Origin of the sequence: Photobacterium ganghwense, from assembly GCF_017329545.1 — a bacterium.
In the GTDB taxonomy this organism is placed as follows: domain Bacteria; phylum Pseudomonadota; class Gammaproteobacteria; order Enterobacterales; family Vibrionaceae; genus Photobacterium; species Photobacterium ganghwense.
In genome coordinates this window covers 2,785,308-2,804,259 of record NZ_CP071325.1, presented here as the reverse complement: position 1 = coordinate 2,804,259, position 18,952 = coordinate 2,785,308, and the positions used below count along the sequence as shown (strand labels likewise).

The window sequence follows — 18,952 nt, the reverse complement described above, 5'->3', positions numbered from 1 at the left end:
TTTACCGAAAAATGATGTCATCCCACTTGAGCCCAACAACTGTAGGACTGAGAACATCTGACTATATGTTGACTCCACCAATCCATCATTTCCCGTCTTCTTTCGAGGTAATCGGTGCGGTTGTAAGCCCTTCTGACTTCATTATCCCCAACATGTGCTAGTGCAGCTTCAATAATGTCAGGATCGTGCCCCTCTTGGTTCAGAGTGGTACTAGCAATTGAACGAAGGCCGTGCGAGACCAAACGACCTGCAAACCCCATCCGCTTGAGCGCAGCGTTAGCTGTTTGACTGTTTGTTGGCTTAATTGGATCTCTGTCGGCAGGAAACACGTAGTCTCGTTTCCCCGAGTAAGGTTGCATTGTTTTCAGCAGTCTAATCACCTCTTCAGAGAGTGGGATGCGATGCTCTCTTCTTTTCTTCATTCGAGAGGCGGGGATTGTCCAAACATTGTTATCAAAGTCGAATTCTTCCCACCTAGCACCTGCTGCCTCATTCGGTCTTGTCATAGTGTGGAGTTGAAATTCAATTAAACAACGAGTTGTGCGTTTGATGCTTGCATTGGCGATAGCACTCATTAGTTCCGGAAGTTCTTCTGGTGTCAGTGCTTTCATATGCTGTTTTTGAGGTTTGTAGAACGCTGCTTTTATGCCAGATAGCGGGTTTGTATCTGCAATGCCACTGTTAACGGCGTAAGTTTGTATCTCGTTCAATCGCTGGCACAATCGACGAACTGTTTCTGAGGAGCCTTTAGCCTCAACAACTTTCAGAACTTGGATAACTTGTTGTGCGGTAAGCGTTGATATTGGCTGATTCGCCAGATCGGGAAACACGTGAAGCTGAAGAGAACGCCATACATCTTGTGCGTAGTCTTCAGTGACCTCTGTTTTCTTCTTTTCAAACCATTTCAGACTTACGTTGAAAAGCGTGTTTTCATTGAGTGCCAAGTGCTCATCATGTTCTTTTTGTTTGAATTCTTTGGGATCAATGCCTTGTGATGTTAGCTCTTTATTCTCTCTGCATAATTTACGGGCATTTGCTATGGACAGTGAAGGATAGGTTCCGAGAGAAATTCGAGATTGCTTCTTCGTTGATGGACTTTTATATACCCAACGCCAAGATTTTGTGCCATTGGGCATTACTCGTAGTTGTAATCCATTGCCATCAGAGAGTACATACTCACTTGGTTTGGGCTTTGCGTTTTTGACTTGCTTGTCATTGAGTGGAACTGCCAGTCTTGCCATGATGCTCTCTCCGTTTTTGATACCCAAAGAAATGTTGAGTTCGAGTATAGGGTAATAAATTGGGTAACAAAAATGTGAGAGGCGGTGAGATGTGATGAGAGGGAATGAGAAGGTGGTATGCAATAAATAGCTGTATTTGAAGATGTTTTAGGTATAAAAAAGGCCACCCGAAGGTGGCCTTTCCCAAACGTTTGGTGGAGCTGGCGGGAGTTGAACCCGCGTCCAAAACCAGTCTAACTAATGGCGCTACATGCTTAGTCTGTCTTTAATCTCGTCAGTGTGCTGCGGAAAGACACGCCACACAAAGACACACCTGAATCAGGTTTAACGCTTCAGATCCCAGGTCAAATCATCCACGCGATCTCGTTTGGGTTTGACTACCCTTGATCCCCGTCCTACGAGCTAAGGCTAGGGAGGGTAGGCTCTAAGCAGGGTATTAAGCTGCTAGTGCGTAGTTTTCGTCGTTTGCGACTATTTTTTTGCGGCTTTTTAACGAGGCAAACCGCACCTCGGCATGCTCCACAAGCCGTCGTGATCCTGTCGAATCCTAAATCAGCCCCAGAGTTATGATTGATGGTAACAGATTTACTATCACCGTCAACACAATTCACTGCCCGCTCTGTGTTTGTGGAGAAAAATCCATCACTTAGCTGGCAGGTATCAGTAAAGCCCTGAAAGATTAACGGTTACTGTGCTTCATAATGCGCGCTTTGTCGCGCTGCCAGTCACGATCTTTCTTATCAGCACGCTTATCGTGCAGTTTCTTACCTTTCGCGGTACCTATCTTTAGTTTAACCCAGGAACCTTTCCAGTACATGCTCAGGGCTACGATGGTTTCACCGTCACGGTTCACAGCACCCGCCAGTTTATCAAGCTCGCGGCGGCTTAGCAGCAGCTTACGGGTACGGTTCGGGTCAGCAACCACGTGAGTAGATGCAGCATTCAGCGGTGTGATTTGAGTGCCTGAAATAAAGGCTTCGCCATTACGCAGGAATACGTAACTTTCTGAAATGTTGACTTTACCGGAGCGAATAGCTTTCACTTCCCAGCCCTGAAGCTCGACACCGGCTTCGTATTCATCCTGAATCGCAAATTCAAAACGGGCAGTTTTGTTTTTCGCAATGGTATTGCTGCCCGGCTTGCTTGGTTTTTTCTTTGCCATAGTTTCTCTTAAATCTCTGTAGTCCCAGCGTGAATTTGCCCGCTGGTCGAAAGTGTAACGCCACAAAATCAAAAGTTTGAAGAGTGAGCATTACGCTGATTTTGGCTGTTAGCCCAGTGATGGTATCATTGTGCCAGCCCTTCTCATAGGTTTGGCGAGTGTGCCTGATAACTGAAATGTGAAGCGGCGCGTTCGTTGGGTAAAGGAGAAGCTATGCCTCAGATTAGCCGCTCTGCACTGGTACCATTCAGTGCGAAGCAGATGTTTGAACTTGTGAATGATGTTGAATCGTATCCGGCGTTTCTTCCGGGATGTTCCGGCACGAAGATCATTGAAAGCTCTGAGCTGCATATGATGGCAGCCGTCGATGTGTCGAAAGCCGGGATTAAGAAGACGTTTGTTACCCGAAATGCGCTGACAGCAGGTAGCAAGATTGACATGCAGCTGGTGGATGGCCCGTTCCGGCGCTTAGTGGGCGGCTGGCATTTTATTGAACTGGATGCCGATGCCTGTAAGGTAGAGCTGAAGCTCGACTTTGAATTTACCAATGCGCTGGTTGAAGCGGCGTTTGGTAAGGTTTTTAAAGAGCTGACCGGTAACATGATAAGTGCGTTTACTCAGCGAGCGAGAGAAGTGTATGGCTTCTGATGAAAAGCTGATCCATGTGGAGGTGGTCTATGCACTGCCTCATGTGCAGAAGGTGATTCGCGTAGCGGTAACACCGGATATGCAAGTGCAGCAGATTATCGAACAGTCTGGTGTCCTGGAGTTGTATCCGGAAATCGACCTGAAAAAAAATAAAGTGGGAATTTTCAGCCGCAACGTGAAGTTGGATGCAACCGTTCATGACGGTGATCGCATTGAAATCTACCGCCCACTGTTAGCCGATCCGAAAGACATCCGCCGTAAGCGGGCAGAGCAAGCGAAACAGGAAGCTCTTGCGGCCAAAGAAGCGGAGAAGGCAGAAGAGAAAAAAGCGAATTAAGGCTTTGTTTTTTGACTGTCCGAACGGAACTATGGATATAAAAAAGCTCGCCAGTGGCGAGCTTTTTGCGATCGGAGGATCACTACTTAGTTAATCTGACTGGTGAAGTTAGGGCCTCGTTGGTAGTCCCCATCTAAACTCACCAGCTGATTTTGATCGTTAAACTTCAGAATCAGGTTTTTCTGCTGTACCGGATCATGACCTGGCTTGTGATAGTACACGTAATACCAGGTATTCGGGTATTCCGGTTCAACCAGCATCGGTGATCCCAGTACGTACTGTACCTGCTCTTTATTCATTCCGTACCGAAGCGTATCGATATCTTTTTGTTCCAGGTAGTTGCCCTGGTTAATATCGATGCGGTACACCAGCCGTTCGACGACGGAGCAGCCGCCCAGCAGGCTGACTGCCAGTGTCACGGCAGCAAGGTTTTTCCAACTCATAGCATCCCGGCAAATTAGCTTTATTCTGCAGCGATAATAAACAACCCGTTGGCAGAAGTAAAAAAGCGGTTAAGAAAAAAACGCTAATTGAGACCCCTGTACAACCAATTAGTTGCATCAACGGTTAAGTTTATTCTAATTACGCAGCAAACAGCAGCTCTTTTGCATTTGCCAGGGTACGTTCGGTAATTTCACTGCCACCTAACAGGCGTGCCAGCTCGCCGACACGTTCTTCCGCCGAAAGCGGATACATGTTGGTTTCGGTCTGCCCGTTGCTTGATTTTTTGGCAACGAACATTTGCTGGTGGCCACAACCGGCGACCTGAGGTAAATGCGTGACACACATGACTTGGGTTGATTCGCCCAGAGTGCGCAGCATTTTACCGACGATGGCGGCCGTCGGGCCACTGATACCTACGTCTACCTCATCGAAGATCAGGCTCGGAGTCTCGACTTTCTGCGCGGTGATCACCTGGATAGCCAGGGAAATACGCGACAGTTCACCCCCAGAGGCTACTTTGCCCAGCGGCTGTAATGGTTGTCCCGGGTTGGTGGAAACCAAAAACGTAATGGTGTCGAATCCCAGCGGGCTGAGCAGACTGGTGGCATCGCTCTGGATGTCGATTTTAAAGATGCCGTTCTCCATGCTCAGCTGATGCATGCTGTCAGAGATCTTTTTATCGAGCTCTTTGGCGTAGCGGCGGCGGCTCTTGCTCAGTTTTTCCGCCCAGGCTAAAAACTTCTGGCGCAGTAGTTCGACTTGCTCGGCCATATCTTCCAAGCGTTCGTCACTGCAATCCAACATTTCAAGCTCTTTCAGTAGATCCTGGTGCTTGTTATACAGCTCGTTTGGCATCACATAATGTTTGCGTGACAGTGACATAATCTTTGCCAAGCGCTCTTCCAGATAAATCAGGCGCTGCGGATCCATATCCAAGTTATCCAGATAACCGCGTAGCTCTTGGCTGGCTTCCTGTACCTGAATAATGGCGTCTTCCAGCATCTGCGGAATGGCACTCAGGCTGCTGTCGATATCCCCCAGATTAATCACTTGCTGGCTGGCCATTTGCAGCAACTGCAATGCGTTGCCATCATCGTTGTCGTACAGCATGGAAAGAGCCATCTGACTGGACACAGCCAGCTCGCCACAGTTCGACAAACGTTTGTGATCATCTTCGATTTCCGCGTATTCCTCTTCACCCAGTGCCAGCTCATCCAGCTCTTTTACCTGGTACTGAATCAGTTGTTTCTGAGCTTCGTTTTCTTCGCGGCTCTGGGTCAAACGTTTCAGCTCGTTACTGGCGAGGCGCCAGCGCTGGTAGCTATCGCGGGTTTTTTCCATCAACTGATGGTGGCCGGCGTACTGATCTAGCATCTGCTGCTGGTAGTCGGCCCGCATAAGCTGCTGATGAGCGTGCTGGCCATGAATATTGATCAGCAACTGTCCCAGTGCTTTTTGCTGCGAGGCTGGCACCGGGCTACCGTTAATAAAACCCCGGGAGCGACCTTCTTTGGTGATTACACGACGCAGAATGCACTCGTCGCCATCAATCAGATCATTGTCTTCCAGCCAGCGACGTGCAGCTTGGTTATTCAGCAGTGAAAAGGCAGCCGAGATTTCGGCTTTATCCTCATGGGGGCGGACCATGCTGGCTTCGGCTCGATCGCCCAGGCAAAGGCCAAGGGCATCGATAGCAATCGACTTACCGGCACCGGTTTCACCGGTAATGGTGGTCATTCCCGGTTTCAGTTCAAATTCAAGGTTTTTGACAATTGCAAAGTTTGAGATCGTCATATGAGCCAGCATGTGTTCACCTGTTTAAATCAACACCTGTTTTTTCATACAGTATATACTGTATCTACATACAGTAAAGTACTGTTGAGAAATTTTTAGCAGGTGATTTGGGAGGGAGATAACATGCTGATAAAGGAGAATAAAAAAGCCAGCTTTATAGGCTGGCTTGATGGGGGAAGATGGCGTTAAAACAGCCGGCTTGACCACCCCAGTTTGCCGCGCAGCACCTCGTAATAACTGTAATTTTTCGGGTGGATCAGCTTTAGGGTTTCCGGGCTCTGATAAATGTGGATTTCATCGCCTGGGCTGACTGGCAGGGAAACCTGACCGTCGCAGCTGACTTCCAGCGTGCTGCCGTTTTCCGGTGAGACAAGCAGTTTGATTCGGCTGTTACCGTCAACCACCAACGGGCGACACGACAGCGTGTGCGGGAACATTGGAACCAGCGAAATGGCATTCAGCTCAGAAGATAGGATTGGTCCGCCACCAGACAGTGAGTACGCGGTGGAGCCGGTTGGGGTGGAGATAATCAGCCCGTCCGAGCGCTGAGAGAAAGCGAAGCGGTCATCGATATACACTTCAAACTCAATCATGTGCGCGATTTTATCCGGGTGAAGCACGGCTTCGTTGAGTGCCGCATTCCGGCTTTTTATCATGCCGTGCCGGTGGACTTCCGCTTCCAGCAGAAACCGTTTTTCGACCACGTATTCACCGTGCAATACCAGCTGTAACTCTTCCTCGAAGGCATCGGGATCCAGATCTGTCAGAAAGCCGAGGCTGCCGCGGTTTACACCAATCACCGTAATATCAAAGCGGGAAAGCACCCGTGCCGCACCCAGCATGTTACCGTCACCGCCAACCACAATGGCAAGGTCAGCTTTATCGCCGATCGTCAGCAAGTCACTGAACACATTAGCGGGTAAGTCCAGATCGTTCGCAAGTCGGTGTTCAACCATGACGTCGTATCCCCGTTCGGTCAGCCAGCTATACAGGCTCATATGAGTCTGCAGGGCGTCCGGGTTGCGGGGTTTGCCAATAATCGCAATAGTGCTGAATACGCGTGTCATGTTCATGATCCAACAAATTAATAGACAGCCAGTATAGCGTTTGGATTGTCGACTTGTCGCGCTTTGTGAGCGATATCGGCTTGAATCATTGAACTTCATCCCCATAATATGCGCATACGTAGATTTTAGGATGATGTGGACGATATCATCCTCTGAATGAACACCATGATCTTGGCGGAGAAGCGAAAGCATGAGCAACGAAGAGAAAAAAGTACAGGACGAGCAGCTGAAGCAAGACGAGACAGTTGAAACGGTTGAGACTGAATCAACAGACAATGCTGAAGCCGACGTTGTGGAAATGACGCTGGAAGAACAGCAAGCAGCACGTATTGCTGAGCTGGAAGCGGCGTTGCTGACAAGCGAAGCTCGAGTGAGAGAGCAGCAGGACAGCGTTCTGCGTGCTCGCGCTGACGTAGAAAATATGCGTCGCCGTACTGAGCAGGAAATCGATAAAGCACGTAAATTTGCGCTGGAGCGTTTTGCGGGCGAACTACTGCCGGTTATCGACAATATGGAACGTGCCATTGAGATGGCCGACAAGACTGATGAAGCGATCAAGCCAATGCTGGAAGGCGTTGAGCTGACGCTGAAGACCATGACCGACACTGTCGCGAAATTTGGTCTGGTTGCTATCAACCCGGTTGGTGAAGCGTTCAACCCTGAATTCCATCAGGCGATGTCGATTCAGGAAAGCGCTGAGCACGAGCCAAACACTGTGATGCTGGTGATGCAGAAGGGCTATGAGCTGAACGGCCGTGTGGTACGTCCGGCGATGGTCATGGTATCTAAAGCGGCATCCGGTAACGTCGATACTCAGGCGTAAGCGGGCAGAGTTGCCAACCAAGCCCGCTTTTCAGGCGGGCTTTTATTTTTTTGAATTTTTTTTCGATGTCACCCTTGAAAAGCGAATGGCTGCCCTTATCTAGTAGTCATACGACATCGTAAACCAATTTCTGCGGACGCTTCCGCGTTGCCAATAACCAAGAACGGTTTATTGGCAAATAAGCTAAATGAATTTCGGAGAAAGCCTGATGGGTAAAATCATTGGTATTGACTTGGGTACAACCAACTCTTGTGTAGCAGTACTTGATGGTGACAAGCCACGTGTAATTGAAAATGCTGAGGGTGAGCGCACAACGGCATCTGTTATCGCTTACACCCAAGACGGTGAAACTCTGGTTGGTCAGCCTGCTAAACGTCAGGCGGTGACTAACCCTGAAAACACACTGTTTGCGATCAAGCGTCTGATCGGCCGTCGTTTTGAAGACGAAGAAGTTCAGCGCGACATCGAAATCATGCCTTTCAAAATTGTTAAGGCTGACAACGGCGATGCATGGGTAGAAGCGAAAGGCCAGAAAATGGCAGCGCCTCAGGTATCTGCTGAAGTTCTGAAAAAAATGAAGAAAACTGCTGAAGACTTCCTGGGTGAGGAAGTAACTGGCGCAGTAATCACCGTTCCTGCTTACTTTAACGATGCACAGCGTCAGGCAACAAAAGATGCTGGCCGTATCGCAGGTCTGGAAGTTAAACGTATCATCAACGAACCAACTGCAGCTGCTCTGGCTTACGGTCTGGACAAGAAAGGCGGCGACCGCACTATCGCGGTTTACGACCTGGGTGGTGGTACATTTGATATCTCTATCATCGAAATCGATGAAGTTGAAGGCGAGAAAACCTTCGAAGTTCTGGCAACCAACGGTGACACACACCTGGGTGGTGAAGACTTCGACAACCGCATGATCAACTATCTGGTTGACGAGTTCAACAAAGAGCAAGGTATCAACCTGAAGAACGATCCGTTGGCGATGCAGCGTCTGAAAGAAGCCGCAGAGAAAGCGAAAATCGAACTGTCATCTGCACAGCAAACTGATGTGAACCTACCTTACATCACTGCAGATGCAACAGGTCCTAAGCACATGAACATCAAAGTGACTCGTGCGAAGCTTGAGTCTCTGGTTGAAGATCTGGTACAGCGTTCTCTTGAGCCGCTGAAAGTAGCACTGGCTGATGCTGATCTGTCTGTAGGCGACATCACTGACGTTATCCTGGTGGGTGGTCAGACTCGTATGCCTATGGTTCAGGCGAAAGTGGCTGAGTTCTTCGGCAAAGAAGCACGTAAAGACGTGAACCCTGATGAAGCTGTTGCTATCGGTGCTGCGGTTCAGGGTGGCGTACTAGCTGGTGAAGTAAAAGACGTACTGCTGCTGGATGTAACTCCACTGTCTCTGGGTATCGAAACCATGGGCGGTGTGATGACTAAGCTGATTGAGAAAAACACCACAATCCCTACTAAGGCGAACCAGGTGTTCTCGACAGCAGAAGATAACCAGAACGCAGTAACTATCCACGTTCTGCAGGGTGAGCGTAAGCAAGCGCACTTCAACAAGTCGCTTGGTCAGTTCAACCTGGAAGGCATCCAGCCTGCTCCACGCGGTATGCCTCAGATCGAAGTAACATTCGACCTGGATGCGGACGGTATCCTGCACGTGTCTGCGAAAGACAAGCAAACGGGTAAAGAGCAGAAGATCACTATCCAGGCTTCAGGCGGTCTGAGCGAGGAAGAGATCGAGAAAATGGTTCAGGAAGCAGAAGCTAACAAAGAAGCGGACAAAAAGTTCGAAGAGTTAGCGGCTGCACGTAACCAAGCTGACCAGCTGGTTCACGGTACTCGTAAGCAAATCGAAGAAGCGGGTGATGCACTGCCAGCTGATGAGAAAGAGAAGATTGAAGCGGCTGTAAACGAGCTGGAAACAGCACGTAAAGGCGAAGACAAAGCGGAAATCGATGCGAAAGTACAAGCACTGATCGCAGCCTCTCAGAAGCTGATGGAAATTGCCCAGCAGCAAGCTCAAGCTCAGCAAGCCCAAGGCGGTGCTGGCGAGCAGCAAGCGAAGCAAGACGACAACGTTGTTGATGCTGAGTTTGAAGAAGTCAAAGATGACAAGAAATAAGAGAGCTAACGCTTAATCTTATTTTGAGCACGGGCGTTGGAGGCTACTCTTACGCCCGTAGCTGTATTAAGGCAGGTGACAAATCCTTATGTCAAAAAGAGATTTTTACGAGGTTCTGGGCGTTGCTCGTGATGCTTCAGAACGTGACATTAAAAAGGCGTACAAGCGTCTTGCCATGAAATTCCACCCTGACCGTAATCAGGGGGATGAACAGGCAGCGGAAAAATTCAAAGAAGTAAAGCACGCGTATGAAATCCTGACGGATCCTCAGAAGCGCGCCGCGTACGATCAGTACGGTCACGCAGCCTTTGAACAGGGCGGTGGCTTTGGTGGTGGCGGTTTCGGCGGCGGTGCTGATTTCGGTGATATTTTCGGTGATGTGTTTGGCGATATCTTCGGTGGCGGTGGCCGTCGGGGTGGTCAGCAACGTGCGCAGCGCGGCGCCGATCTGCGCTACAACATGGAGCTGACACTCGAAGAAGCTGTTCGCGGTTGTACCAAAGAAATTCGTGTTCCGACACTGGTTCACTGTGATACCTGTGACGGTAGCGGTGCGAAAAAAGGTACCTCTGCAACCACTTGTGGTACCTGTCATGGCTCAGGCCAGGTACAGATGCGTCAGGGCTTCTTTGCAGTACAGCAAACCTGTCCGCATTGTCATGGCCGCGGTAAGATCATTAAAGAGCCGTGTGGTACTTGTCATGGTCAGGGTCGCAAAGAAGAAACCAAGACACTGTCAGTTAAAATCCCTGCCGGTGTGGATACGGGTGACCGTATTCGTCTGACCGGTGAAGGTGAGGCCGGAGAATTTGGTGCACCAGCCGGGGATCTGTACGTTCAGGTTCACGTGGCGCAGCACCACATTTTCGAGCGTGACGGCAACAACCTGTACTGCGAAGTACCAGTCAGCTTTACGATGGCGGCACTGGGCGGCGAGGTGGAAGTCCCGACGCTGGATGGCCGTGTGAAACTGAAAGTACCGGCAGAGACCCAAACCGGGCGCATGTTCCGCATGCGTGGTAAAGGTGTGAAATCGGTACGCGGTGGCGCAGTGGGTGATCTGATCTGTAAGCTGGTTGTTGAAACACCGGTGAATCTGAGTACACGCCAGAAAGAACTGCTGCAGGAGCTGGAAGAGACCCTGGGTGGCTCAGCCGCGAAAAAGCATAAGCCAAAATCAGAAGGTTTCTTCGACGGCGTGAAGAAGTTTTTTGATGATTTGACCGGGTAATTCATAAGCCCTGATAAAATACAAAAGCCAGCAAATGCTGGCTTTTTTGTTGCTTGTGAACCGTATATGGTTAACGCTTATTTATGGTAGCGCATACTGCAAGAGCTATACGCCTATGACAGTAAATAGATCTGGTTACTCACTTTTTACTTTTCACTTGTCATGACCAGCAATCCGAGTTGTTAGCCCCCCCAGAACCATAGCCTTTCTTAATACCAGCAGCATTGATGGTCAGCTTTTTACAACTGTCATTTTTTTGTGCCCCGGTTGATTTGGGTGCAGCTGTAATCACAAACCGGTCTTGCCCCGCCCCGGAATTAGTAATCGAAAATGTATAGTGCGTGGAGAGTGTACAGGCGCTGCAGGATGGCGATCCCGCACTTAAGTTACCAGAACTGGGATAGCTTCTGTTGAGAGTGAAATATTGTTCCGCCCATAAATGCAGTTCCATCAGACTTGAACGCGCTTCGACTCGTCGCGCTGACTCGACGTGGTTGTTGTAAGCTGGGACGGCAATGGCACTAATAATACTGATGATGCTGACGACGATCAGTAATTCAATCAAGGTCAAACCTTTCTGAAAAAAACACCTTTTCATTTCACTCATTTTTTTAACCGCGACGAAAACAAATTTTGTGGATATGCTCAAAATTAAACCCTGTGATAGATTGCTTTCAAGTAATCTATTTCAGTTTTAGTGGTTTTTATGAAATATTGGAAGATGAATCAAGGTATAACGCTTTTAGAACTCATACTCAGCATCAGTATAATTGGAATAATAGCTACCTTTTCGGTTCCAAATTTTAATACCATGGTTAATCACAGCAAGGTAAATAGCGAAGCCGAACAATTATTTGAATTTGTTAGATTGGCTAAAACAGAAGCAGTAAAGAGAAACGTTTCTGTTGAGTTATTTTATGAAATTGACTCGAATAATAATCACTGTATAGGCATGAGAAAGCAAGGAGACAGTGATAGCTGTGAATTAGCCTCATCGGATTATCCTCGTTTTATATTCGATAATAGTCATCATTACAATATAAAAACGGTTAATGCTGGTGGGGGTGTTGTTAATCTCTCTGAAGGAATATTAGTCGCCTTTAATCCCACAACAGGAAAATCAACAAATAGCCGAAGAGTACTGGTAAACAGTACCAGTGACCCCAATTTTGTATCAGGCGTAAGGATAACGGATGTAGGCTTTATATTTCCTTGTTCTAGCTTAACACATGGTGGTAAATCTTTATGCGTATAATGAAGGGATTTACATTAATTGAATTACTGATCTCTACCTTTCTTGGATTGATTGCGTTAAGTGTCATTACTTCATCTTATTCGTTTGGCTTATCGACCAGTAATAATCAATTAAAGCATGCGTCTTTGAAATCAGAATTAGACGGGATTTTACTCATGATGGCGGATGATATCCGCCGTGCAGGATACTGCGGAGACTGTACGTCTTCGAATAACTTTATTCTGAATGATGTTTCGGGCGCAAAATCGAGCCTTCTACTTGATGGGTCTGCAACTGCTTCGAGTGGTACTTGTATTGTGTTTGCCTACAATGAGGATTCTAGCCCGGGTGTGGTCAGTGTCAGGGATAACGATGCCCGAGGTTATCGCTGGAATGACAGTAATAAAGACGGCAAGAAAGAATTCGAAATTTATAAAAACTATAGTGGGCTAACTAATTGGTCTTGTAGCAGTTCTCATTGGCAGGATTACAACAATCCGATGGTAACGGTAACGCAATTAGACTTTTTACGAACAAAGTTACCCTCTGTAAAACCGGGTTCATCGGCAAGTATCGAAAATTTAACCATTACCATTCAGGGAACGCTTGGCACCATGACTGAGCAGCGAAGTGTGAATGTCACTCTACCGAATATAGCGCCATAGGACATTGAGTCATGAATAGAATCCGGCAGAAAGCGCATGGCTTTTCAACATTGATGATCACTATGGTAATAGCCATAGTTATGGCTTTGTATGCATTTAGTGTATTAGCCGTACAGGGATTCAACTTGAAAAAAGCCCAAAATGTGATTGTCTCTAAAGAATTAAAAGCGAAGTCAAATACGGCATTACAATGTGCGGCAGAAATTATTGTTACCTCCAAAGATGTGACGGCCTCTCATGATTTCACTAGTTGTCATGATGGCACGATAAGTTTTAATCATATTCCTGCATCAGGAAAATATAAATTAACGTCAGTATCGAAAGATGCGGTAACAAATGGTGAAGCCGTATCGTCTCTCTATATTATGGCATCAGGTTCGAATGGACCAACGGCCGCTTTTTCTTCATCTGGCAGTATCGCTTTCAACGTTTCTCAAACAATAGATCCTTATGAAGGTGCGAAAAATGGTGCGGGATATGACTGCAGTTCGATTAGAACCGGCGGGAAACTTCACCTGCTTAATGGTGCCGATTTAGTTGTGCGTGATCCCCATGATCAGAATGGGCACAGAAAAAAAATAGATGGGATGGAAATTAGTTGTAATGAATCACATAAAACGGTTTCTCCTAAAAAACCTGAAGAATATAAGAATGATATTCAGCAAGATATATTAGAGCTTGATCTCTTTGACGAAAACTTTGCGGTGCCGAGGGAGCGTTGGGCTGAGGTGGTGGATAAATTTCAAGTGAAAATTACCGGAGATACCCTGAGCAAAGAGATAACCGTCGGTGACGTTAAAAAAACAGTCGAGTTTAAAAAAGTACAAAATTGTGGAACTAAAATTCAAAATATCATTGATACAAATAAATCTAAGCCATTGAAAGAGAAACAGCGTTACATATGGATTGAAGGCACCTGTGACTTGGAAGGAGTAACGTATCCGCAAGTTGCCAGTGCGGAAGATGCCGTGACGGTTGTTATTAAAGATGGTTTGTTGTACTCCTCAGCCAATATCTATTTTCATGGGAATCTCTATTTATTTGATATCAGCATGACAAATGAACAACTGCTGGCTGCCTGGAGTGATTCTGGTCTTGGGGTGTATTTGCCGGGCACTGATTTAGCTAATGTGCCTTTTTATTTTCGCGGCAGTTTCATAACGCGTGGAGCATTCAATTTAGACTCACCAGATCGTATTTCTCATGTGTTTGGGGCTTTCCAGCCGGGTTATTCTAAAGGTAAAGTCGATTACTCTGAGAGCCCCTTTGGTAAGAAGCCTGTTATTTTGAAAGGGAGTTGGCATGACTTCTAATTTGCAGATTAAGCCATCGCGAGGCTTCAGTTTGGTAGAGGTGCTGGTGTCAGTGCTGGTGATCTCTTTTTCGCTGGTTGCCATTTTGAAACTGCAGTCCTATGTCGAGCTGAAAAGTGAACAAACCGATTTACAGTATCAGGCCGTGCGTAAAGCAGAGCAGCAACTCATGCTGTGGCAGAATGTTGGAGCCAATGTCAGTTGCAACGGTACTGTGACCTCGCTGACGTTGTCGAATCTGGAGTCTTGTAAAATTGACTTTTCACCCATGACCGGTAGCGTCGCAGTGGTTGGGGCGGCAAAAACGGATGCCTCTGGCAATATCCTGTTCAAGAAACTGAAGGTAACGGTTAACTGGGTGGATCGTGAAGGCCAAAATGGCAGTATGTCACTTGTTGGCGGATATTCTGCCTACAGCCCATTGCTGATGTAGAGCCCTTGGCAATCGGCCCTAGCTGTAGAAATGATGGTAAATACGGTTGTTGTTATCGCATTTTCGTAGAACGAAATGGCCGTTGTATTGCAATTCTATTATTACGATAATGCGAGTTATTATCGTTTAATAGAGTGTTGTATTCACATGGATGATTCGGCATTTATTCACGAGGTTGAGTCCGTTTTCCTGCCTGATGACGATCTTGCTATGCTGGTTGGTCGTTTCGAGTTAGGTCATTTTTCTGACGAGTTGTTCCGGCAACTCTCGATATCGGCGCCTGAGCCTGTTAAAACAGCGGTGGCTAAACGCCAGGCTGAGTTTCTGGCCGGGCGTTTTCTGGCGCGCACATTGCTGGAGCAGAGAGGCATCCAGTCTCAGGATGTGGCAATTGGGCCGAATCGAGCGCCAATCTGGCCGCATGGCATTGTCGGCAGTATCAGTCATCATGACCAGTTGGCGGCCTGTGTGATCAGCCATCAAACTCATGATCGCTGCGGTGTTGGGCTGGATATTGAACGATTGATTGCACCAGAGCTCGTTGCCGGAATGGCAGGAGTGGTGACTGACCCTGAAGAAGGGCGAAGGCTCAGTACGCAGGGGATGGATGATTGTGTCCTGATGACACTGATTTTCTCTGCCAAAGAGAGCATTTTTAAAGCGTTGTATCCTCAGGTACAGCGTTATTTTGACTTTCTGGAAGTGGCGTTTACCCACCTGGATGAGCAATGGCTCCATTTTGAGCTGAAGTGCGAACTGGCGGCAACGTTGCCCTCCGGGCGAAAAGGCAAAGTGTATTACCAGATGATGGGGGAGTCAGTGCTCACCTTTACTCGCTCAGAATATTTCGATTGATAATAATTATCATTATTGTGATTTGGAGTGAAGGTCGCTACAATCGCCTTTTTTCTTACTGGTAGTGTCGTTATGGACAATAACACGCTGAATTCCAAGTCTGTTTTACGGCTTGCTTTGCTGATTAACATGCTCTCTGTCGGTACCCTGATGATGGTTATGCCGCTTGGCCCGGATCTGGTGCGGGACATCGGTTTTCAGGGTGAGCACATCGGCTACATCAGTGGTGGAGCCACATTGGGCTCGGCGATTGTCGGTTTTCTGTTGGCTCCGCTTCTTGATCGCTATGACCGGCGCTCGGCGCTGACCCTGTTTCTTTTCCTCCGTTCAGTACTGATTTTGATCTGCGGTTTTGCGGCCACCCCGGAGCAGTTACTGCTGTTGTTTGTCGCGGCAGGATGTTTCTCTGGTCCACTGAGCGGACTGATTATGGCGGCGGTCATTGATGTGACTCAGGTCGCCGAGCGGGGAAGGGCGATGGCTTTTGTCGCCAGTGGCTTTTCACTGGCAGCGATCATTATCGTTCCGGTCTCTTTGCAGATGTCCCAATGGCTGAGCTGGCAGTCAACGTTCTTCCTGTTTGGCGCAATGGGCCTGATGATGGCAATGGCAGTACAGCTGTACATGCCTTCGCTGCAACCTCACTCCCCGTTACCAACAACAACGACAACAGCAACGAATGGCGCGAGAGCATCTGGGCTGTCGGCAATGATTTGGTCTACGCCGTTCTTGCTCGCGATGGGCATGATGGCGGTCAGCTTGTTCGGCCATTTCCTGTTGGTGCCAAACCTGTCAACGTACTTCCAGTTCAATCTGGGGTTCCCGCGCGATGAAATCAGCTATCTGTATTTGCTGGGTGGTCTGATGAGCATTGTTGCCATGCGTTACTCCGGCCGGATGATGGATAAAGGCCTTGGCCAAACTGCGCTGTTCGGCCTCAGCGCGGTGGTGGCTGTAGTGGTGTATTACGGCTTTGTCAGTGAAGGCGCCGACAAGCTGGTATATCTGATTTTCATTCTGTTTATGGCATCGAGTTCGGCGCGCAGTGCGGTGCTGGCCGCCTTTACTTCGCGGGTTCCGCCGCCACAGTTTCGGGCCGCGTTCATGACGTATCAGTCAACCATGTCCAATCTGGCAGCCGGCGCGGCAAGTGTAATGAGTTCGCTGTATTTGGTGTCCGGCAAAGATCATCAGTTGCTGGGGCTGGATACACTGGCCGCCTTGACCATGGTTTCTGCGTTAACCGTTCCTCTGCTTGCCTGCTGGTTCATTCCTGCGTTGAAACAGTCGCAGGCTTCACAACACGCTCCGGGGTAATTCCCCGGGGCAACCCTCATCTTCACTCCTCAGTCTGAAAAACCCCAGTCAAGCTGTTACTAATATGCGTCAATAATTTACACGCATGTCAAAAAAGTGCATGAAAGTGTAGATTCCTTGTTGACGATGAAAATAACAATAATTATCATTTGCGCCATTGTTCGTAATGGAGTGTGAAAATGTATCAGCATCAAGGGGATAGTGTTATCAAGCTAACTCGTTTAAACCGCGCCTTGTGCGTATTGGGCCTGGTTTCATCATTTACAGCGATGGCAGAGAGCGCCACCGATGAAGTGATGGTGGTGACGGCGAGTCAAACGGCGCACCCGGAGCTGACAGCACCAGCCTCTGTGTCTTATGTCACCCGTGAAGATCTGGATCAGTTGGTGGTCAACGATGTCGCAGAAGCGATCCGCAAGCTGCCAGGTATCAACATTAACCCGGGTACGTCTTACGGCCGAAATGAAATCAAAATCCGTGGCCTGGCGGCAGATTACACGCTACTGCTGGTAAATGGTCGTCGTATTAACTCCCGTGATGCACTGACCAGTGCCTACGGTAATGATTTTGACCTGTCCAGCATCCCGATGTCTGCGGTTGAGCGTATCGAGGTGATTCGTGGCCCGATGTCATCCCTTTATGGTGCGGATGCGCTGGGCGGGGTGGTTAACGTGATCCTGCGTAAGCCGACAGAAGATGTGCAGGGTTCAGTGGGTTACCAATATGACGGTATTACCAAAGGTTCCGGTGGAGATACCCACAAGCTGAACGCTTATGTGAGCGGTGCGCTGGTTCCTGACACCCTGCTGGCGAACCTGATTGTTGAAAAAAGCGATCGTGATGCCTGGCGTACCAACAAATCCGTTAACCCGGATACGGATGTTCTGGAAGAACGCGATGAGCTGAACATTTTCTCAAACCTGAAATGGCTGGTGAACCAGCAGCAGGATATCGACCTGGATCTGCTGTACAGCAAAGATGATCGTGATGCGGACTGGAATAACTGGGGCCGTGCCGTGAACAATGTGCAGGAGCTGGAGCGTTATAACGTTGCCCTGACTCACAATGGCTACTGGGAAAACTTTGATTCCCGTCTGCGCTACAGCTTTGATGAGTCCAAGCTGATGGATGACTCTGAGCTGAATGGTGCCGTGGGTGACATCAAACAGACCAACAACACGGTTGACGTGCAGTTGTCGGGCTATGTTGGTGATCACCTGCTGACCGGCGGGGCGGAGTACCGTGACATCAAGCTCAAGAATAACCTGACGCTGGGCAGTGGCTCGGTGAGCTATAACCAGGCAGCGGTCTACCTGCAGGATGAATTCTCTCTGGGAGATCTGGCGATCACGCTGGGTGGCCGATTTGACGACCACGAAGTCTACGGTGGCGAATTCAGCCCACGTGCGTATGCGGTGTACAAAATCAACGACAACTGGGTTGTGAAAGGTGGTGTGGGTAAAGCCTTCAAAGCACCAAGCCTGAACCAGTACAGTGATGCTTACTCCGTGCTGGCCTGTCGTGGTGCCTGTAGCGTGGTCGGTAACCCGAACCTGAAAGCGGAAACCTCTCTGAGCTATGAGCTGGGCACCAGCTACGAAGCTAGTCGCTGGGGTGCCGGTCTGACCCTGTTCGAAAACGACATTGAGGACATGATTCAGGCAGAGAACTGGGATCGCGTGAAAACTGAGCTGAGCTACTTCAACGTAGATGAAGCTGAAGTTAAAGGCGTGGAAACCATGGCATGGTTTGATCTTACCGACACGATCACTGTGTCGGCAAACTACATGTACACCAGTGCTGAAGACAAAAACACGAAGAAAGATCTGATCCTGACTCCGAAACATACGGCGAATGTTCAGATTGACTGGCAGGCGCTGGATAACCTGCATGCCTACACGTCTTATCAGTACACCGGTTCTCAGTATGTACGTTCGGGTGAAAAACTGGATGGGTACGGCACACTGGATCTGGGTGCCCGCTACGAAGCCATCAAGAACCTGAACCTGAAGTTGGGCGTCACCAACCTGACTGATGAAGAGCGGGACGATACCGCGACACAGCTTGATTACATCCTGAAAGCCCGCAGTGTGTACGCAGGGATTTCCTACGACTTCTAATAACAATGGTCAGCACGACTGACACCGAAAGAGCCAACGGAGTTGGCTCTTTCTTTCCTTACGACCAGCAATGTGACGTCACTTTCTAACAATTAAAACCTAACGTCAAAAGCCAACGTCAAAGCACAAACAGCCGGTTT

The 18,952-nt window shown here is 48.4% G+C and carries 18 protein-coding genes and 1 other RNA gene; 12 read left to right on the top strand and 7 right to left on the bottom strand.

The genetic code is table 11. From position 1 onward, the window contains the following. Positions 1–17 precede the first annotated feature (17 nt). From FH974_RS12725 to smpB, 3 genes are all read right to left on the bottom strand, one after another. Complete coding sequence (locus tag FH974_RS12725; protein WP_207103321.1) at positions 18–1,241, bottom strand: integrase domain-containing protein; 1,224 nt, start codon at positions 1,239–1,241, stop codon at positions 18–20. Between the two features lie 192 nt (positions 1,242–1,433). Continuing rightward, positions 1,434–1,801: a transfer-messenger RNA gene (gene ssrA / locus FH974_RS12720) on the bottom strand. 119 nt (positions 1,802–1,920) lie between these two features. Beyond that, on the bottom strand, positions 1,921–2,403 hold the full coding sequence (gene smpB / locus FH974_RS12715; protein ID WP_047886537.1) for an SsrA-binding protein SmpB: 483 nt from the start codon (positions 2,401–2,403) through the stop codon (positions 1,921–1,923). A gap of 213 nt (positions 2,404–2,616) precedes the next feature. Here smpB and FH974_RS12710 point away from each other — a divergent pair, with 213 nt between their 5' ends. Further along, a complete protein-coding gene (locus FH974_RS12710) occupies positions 2,617–3,051 on the top strand; it encodes an SRPBCC family protein (protein ID WP_047886538.1) in 435 nt (144 codons plus the stop codon). Beyond that, complete coding sequence (locus FH974_RS12705; protein WP_047886539.1) at positions 3,041–3,388, top strand: RnfH family protein; 348 nt, start codon at positions 3,041–3,043, stop codon at positions 3,386–3,388. The genes FH974_RS12710 and FH974_RS12705 overlap by 11 nt, the downstream gene beginning before the upstream one ends. Before the next feature lie 86 nt (positions 3,389–3,474). Here the strand turns inward: FH974_RS12705 and bamE are convergent, their stop codons facing one another. The 3 genes from bamE to nadK form a co-directional block, all read right to left on the bottom strand. Then, a complete protein-coding gene (gene bamE, locus FH974_RS12700; protein ID WP_047886540.1) occupies positions 3,475–3,831 on the bottom strand; it encodes an outer membrane protein assembly factor BamE in 357 nt (118 codons plus the stop codon). Positions 3,832–3,970: 139 nt separating this feature from the next. Continuing rightward, positions 3,971–5,638 (bottom strand): DNA repair protein RecN, encoded by a 1,668-nt coding sequence (recN, locus tag FH974_RS12695; RefSeq protein WP_047886541.1) that lies wholly within the window; start codon positions 5,636–5,638, stop codon positions 3,971–3,973. Positions 5,639–5,811: 173 nt separating this feature from the next. Next, positions 5,812–6,702, bottom strand: a complete 891-nt coding sequence (nadK, locus tag FH974_RS12690) for an NAD(+) kinase (RefSeq protein ID WP_242551893.1) — start codon at positions 6,700–6,702, stop codon at positions 5,812–5,814. A gap of 181 nt (positions 6,703–6,883) precedes the next feature. Between nadK and grpE the strand changes: the two genes are divergently transcribed. From grpE to dnaJ, 3 genes are all read left to right on the top strand, one after another. Next, the gene (grpE, locus tag FH974_RS12685; RefSeq protein WP_047886543.1) at positions 6,884–7,516 is read left to right on the top strand and encodes a nucleotide exchange factor GrpE; all 633 of its coding nucleotides are present in this window, start codon (positions 6,884–6,886) and stop codon (positions 7,514–7,516) included. 208 nt (positions 7,517–7,724) lie between these two features. Continuing rightward, positions 7,725–9,644 (top strand): molecular chaperone DnaK, encoded by a 1,920-nt coding sequence (gene dnaK, locus FH974_RS12680; RefSeq protein WP_047886626.1) that lies wholly within the window; start codon positions 7,725–7,727, stop codon positions 9,642–9,644. A gap of 88 nt (positions 9,645–9,732) precedes the next feature. Continuing rightward, positions 9,733–10,875 carry a molecular chaperone DnaJ gene (gene dnaJ, locus FH974_RS12675; RefSeq protein ID WP_047886544.1) on the top strand — a complete coding sequence of 381 codons (1,143 nt, stop codon included), beginning with the start codon at positions 9,733–9,735 and terminating at the stop codon, positions 10,873–10,875. 160 nt (positions 10,876–11,035) lie between these two features. Here the strand turns inward: dnaJ and FH974_RS12670 are convergent, their stop codons facing one another. Continuing rightward, positions 11,036–11,482, bottom strand: a complete 447-nt coding sequence (locus tag FH974_RS12670; protein WP_084712651.1) for a type IV pilin protein — start codon at positions 11,480–11,482, stop codon at positions 11,036–11,038. A 99-nt stretch (positions 11,483–11,581) separates the two neighbouring features. Between FH974_RS12670 and FH974_RS12665 the strand changes: the two genes are divergently transcribed. From FH974_RS12665 to FH974_RS12635, 7 genes are all read left to right on the top strand, one after another. Further along, the gene (locus FH974_RS12665) at positions 11,582–12,130 is read left to right on the top strand and encodes a pilus assembly FimT family protein (protein WP_107193813.1); all 549 of its coding nucleotides are present in this window, start codon (positions 11,582–11,584) and stop codon (positions 12,128–12,130) included. Beyond that, positions 12,121–12,774 carry a PilW family protein gene (locus tag FH974_RS12660; RefSeq protein WP_047886546.1) on the top strand — a complete coding sequence of 218 codons (654 nt, stop codon included), beginning with the start codon at positions 12,121–12,123 and terminating at the stop codon, positions 12,772–12,774. The genes FH974_RS12665 and FH974_RS12660 overlap by 10 nt, the downstream gene beginning before the upstream one ends. An 11-nt stretch (positions 12,775–12,785) precedes the next feature. Continuing rightward, entirely contained in the window at positions 12,786–14,087 is a 1,302-nt protein-coding gene (locus FH974_RS12655) for a pilus assembly FimT family protein (protein WP_047886547.1), read from the top strand. Further along, positions 14,077–14,520 (top strand): prepilin-type N-terminal cleavage/methylation domain-containing protein, encoded by a 444-nt coding sequence (locus FH974_RS12650; protein ID WP_207103320.1) that lies wholly within the window; start codon positions 14,077–14,079, stop codon positions 14,518–14,520. The genes FH974_RS12655 and FH974_RS12650 overlap by 11 nt, the downstream gene beginning before the upstream one ends. Before the next feature lie 147 nt (positions 14,521–14,667). Next, positions 14,668–15,375 carry a 4'-phosphopantetheinyl transferase family protein gene (locus tag FH974_RS12645; RefSeq protein ID WP_053061906.1) on the top strand — a complete coding sequence of 236 codons (708 nt, stop codon included), beginning with the start codon at positions 14,668–14,670 and terminating at the stop codon, positions 15,373–15,375. Positions 15,376–15,447: 72 nt separating this feature from the next. After that, positions 15,448–16,692 carry an MFS transporter gene (locus FH974_RS12640; RefSeq protein WP_047886549.1) on the top strand — a complete coding sequence of 415 codons (1,245 nt, stop codon included), beginning with the start codon at positions 15,448–15,450 and terminating at the stop codon, positions 16,690–16,692. A 179-nt stretch (positions 16,693–16,871) separates the two neighbouring features. Continuing rightward, positions 16,872–18,812: a TonB-dependent receptor domain-containing protein gene (locus tag FH974_RS12635; protein WP_047886550.1), complete on the top strand. Its 1,941-nt coding sequence runs from the start codon at positions 16,872–16,874 to the stop codon at positions 18,810–18,812. Positions 18,813–18,952 lie beyond the last annotated feature (140 nt).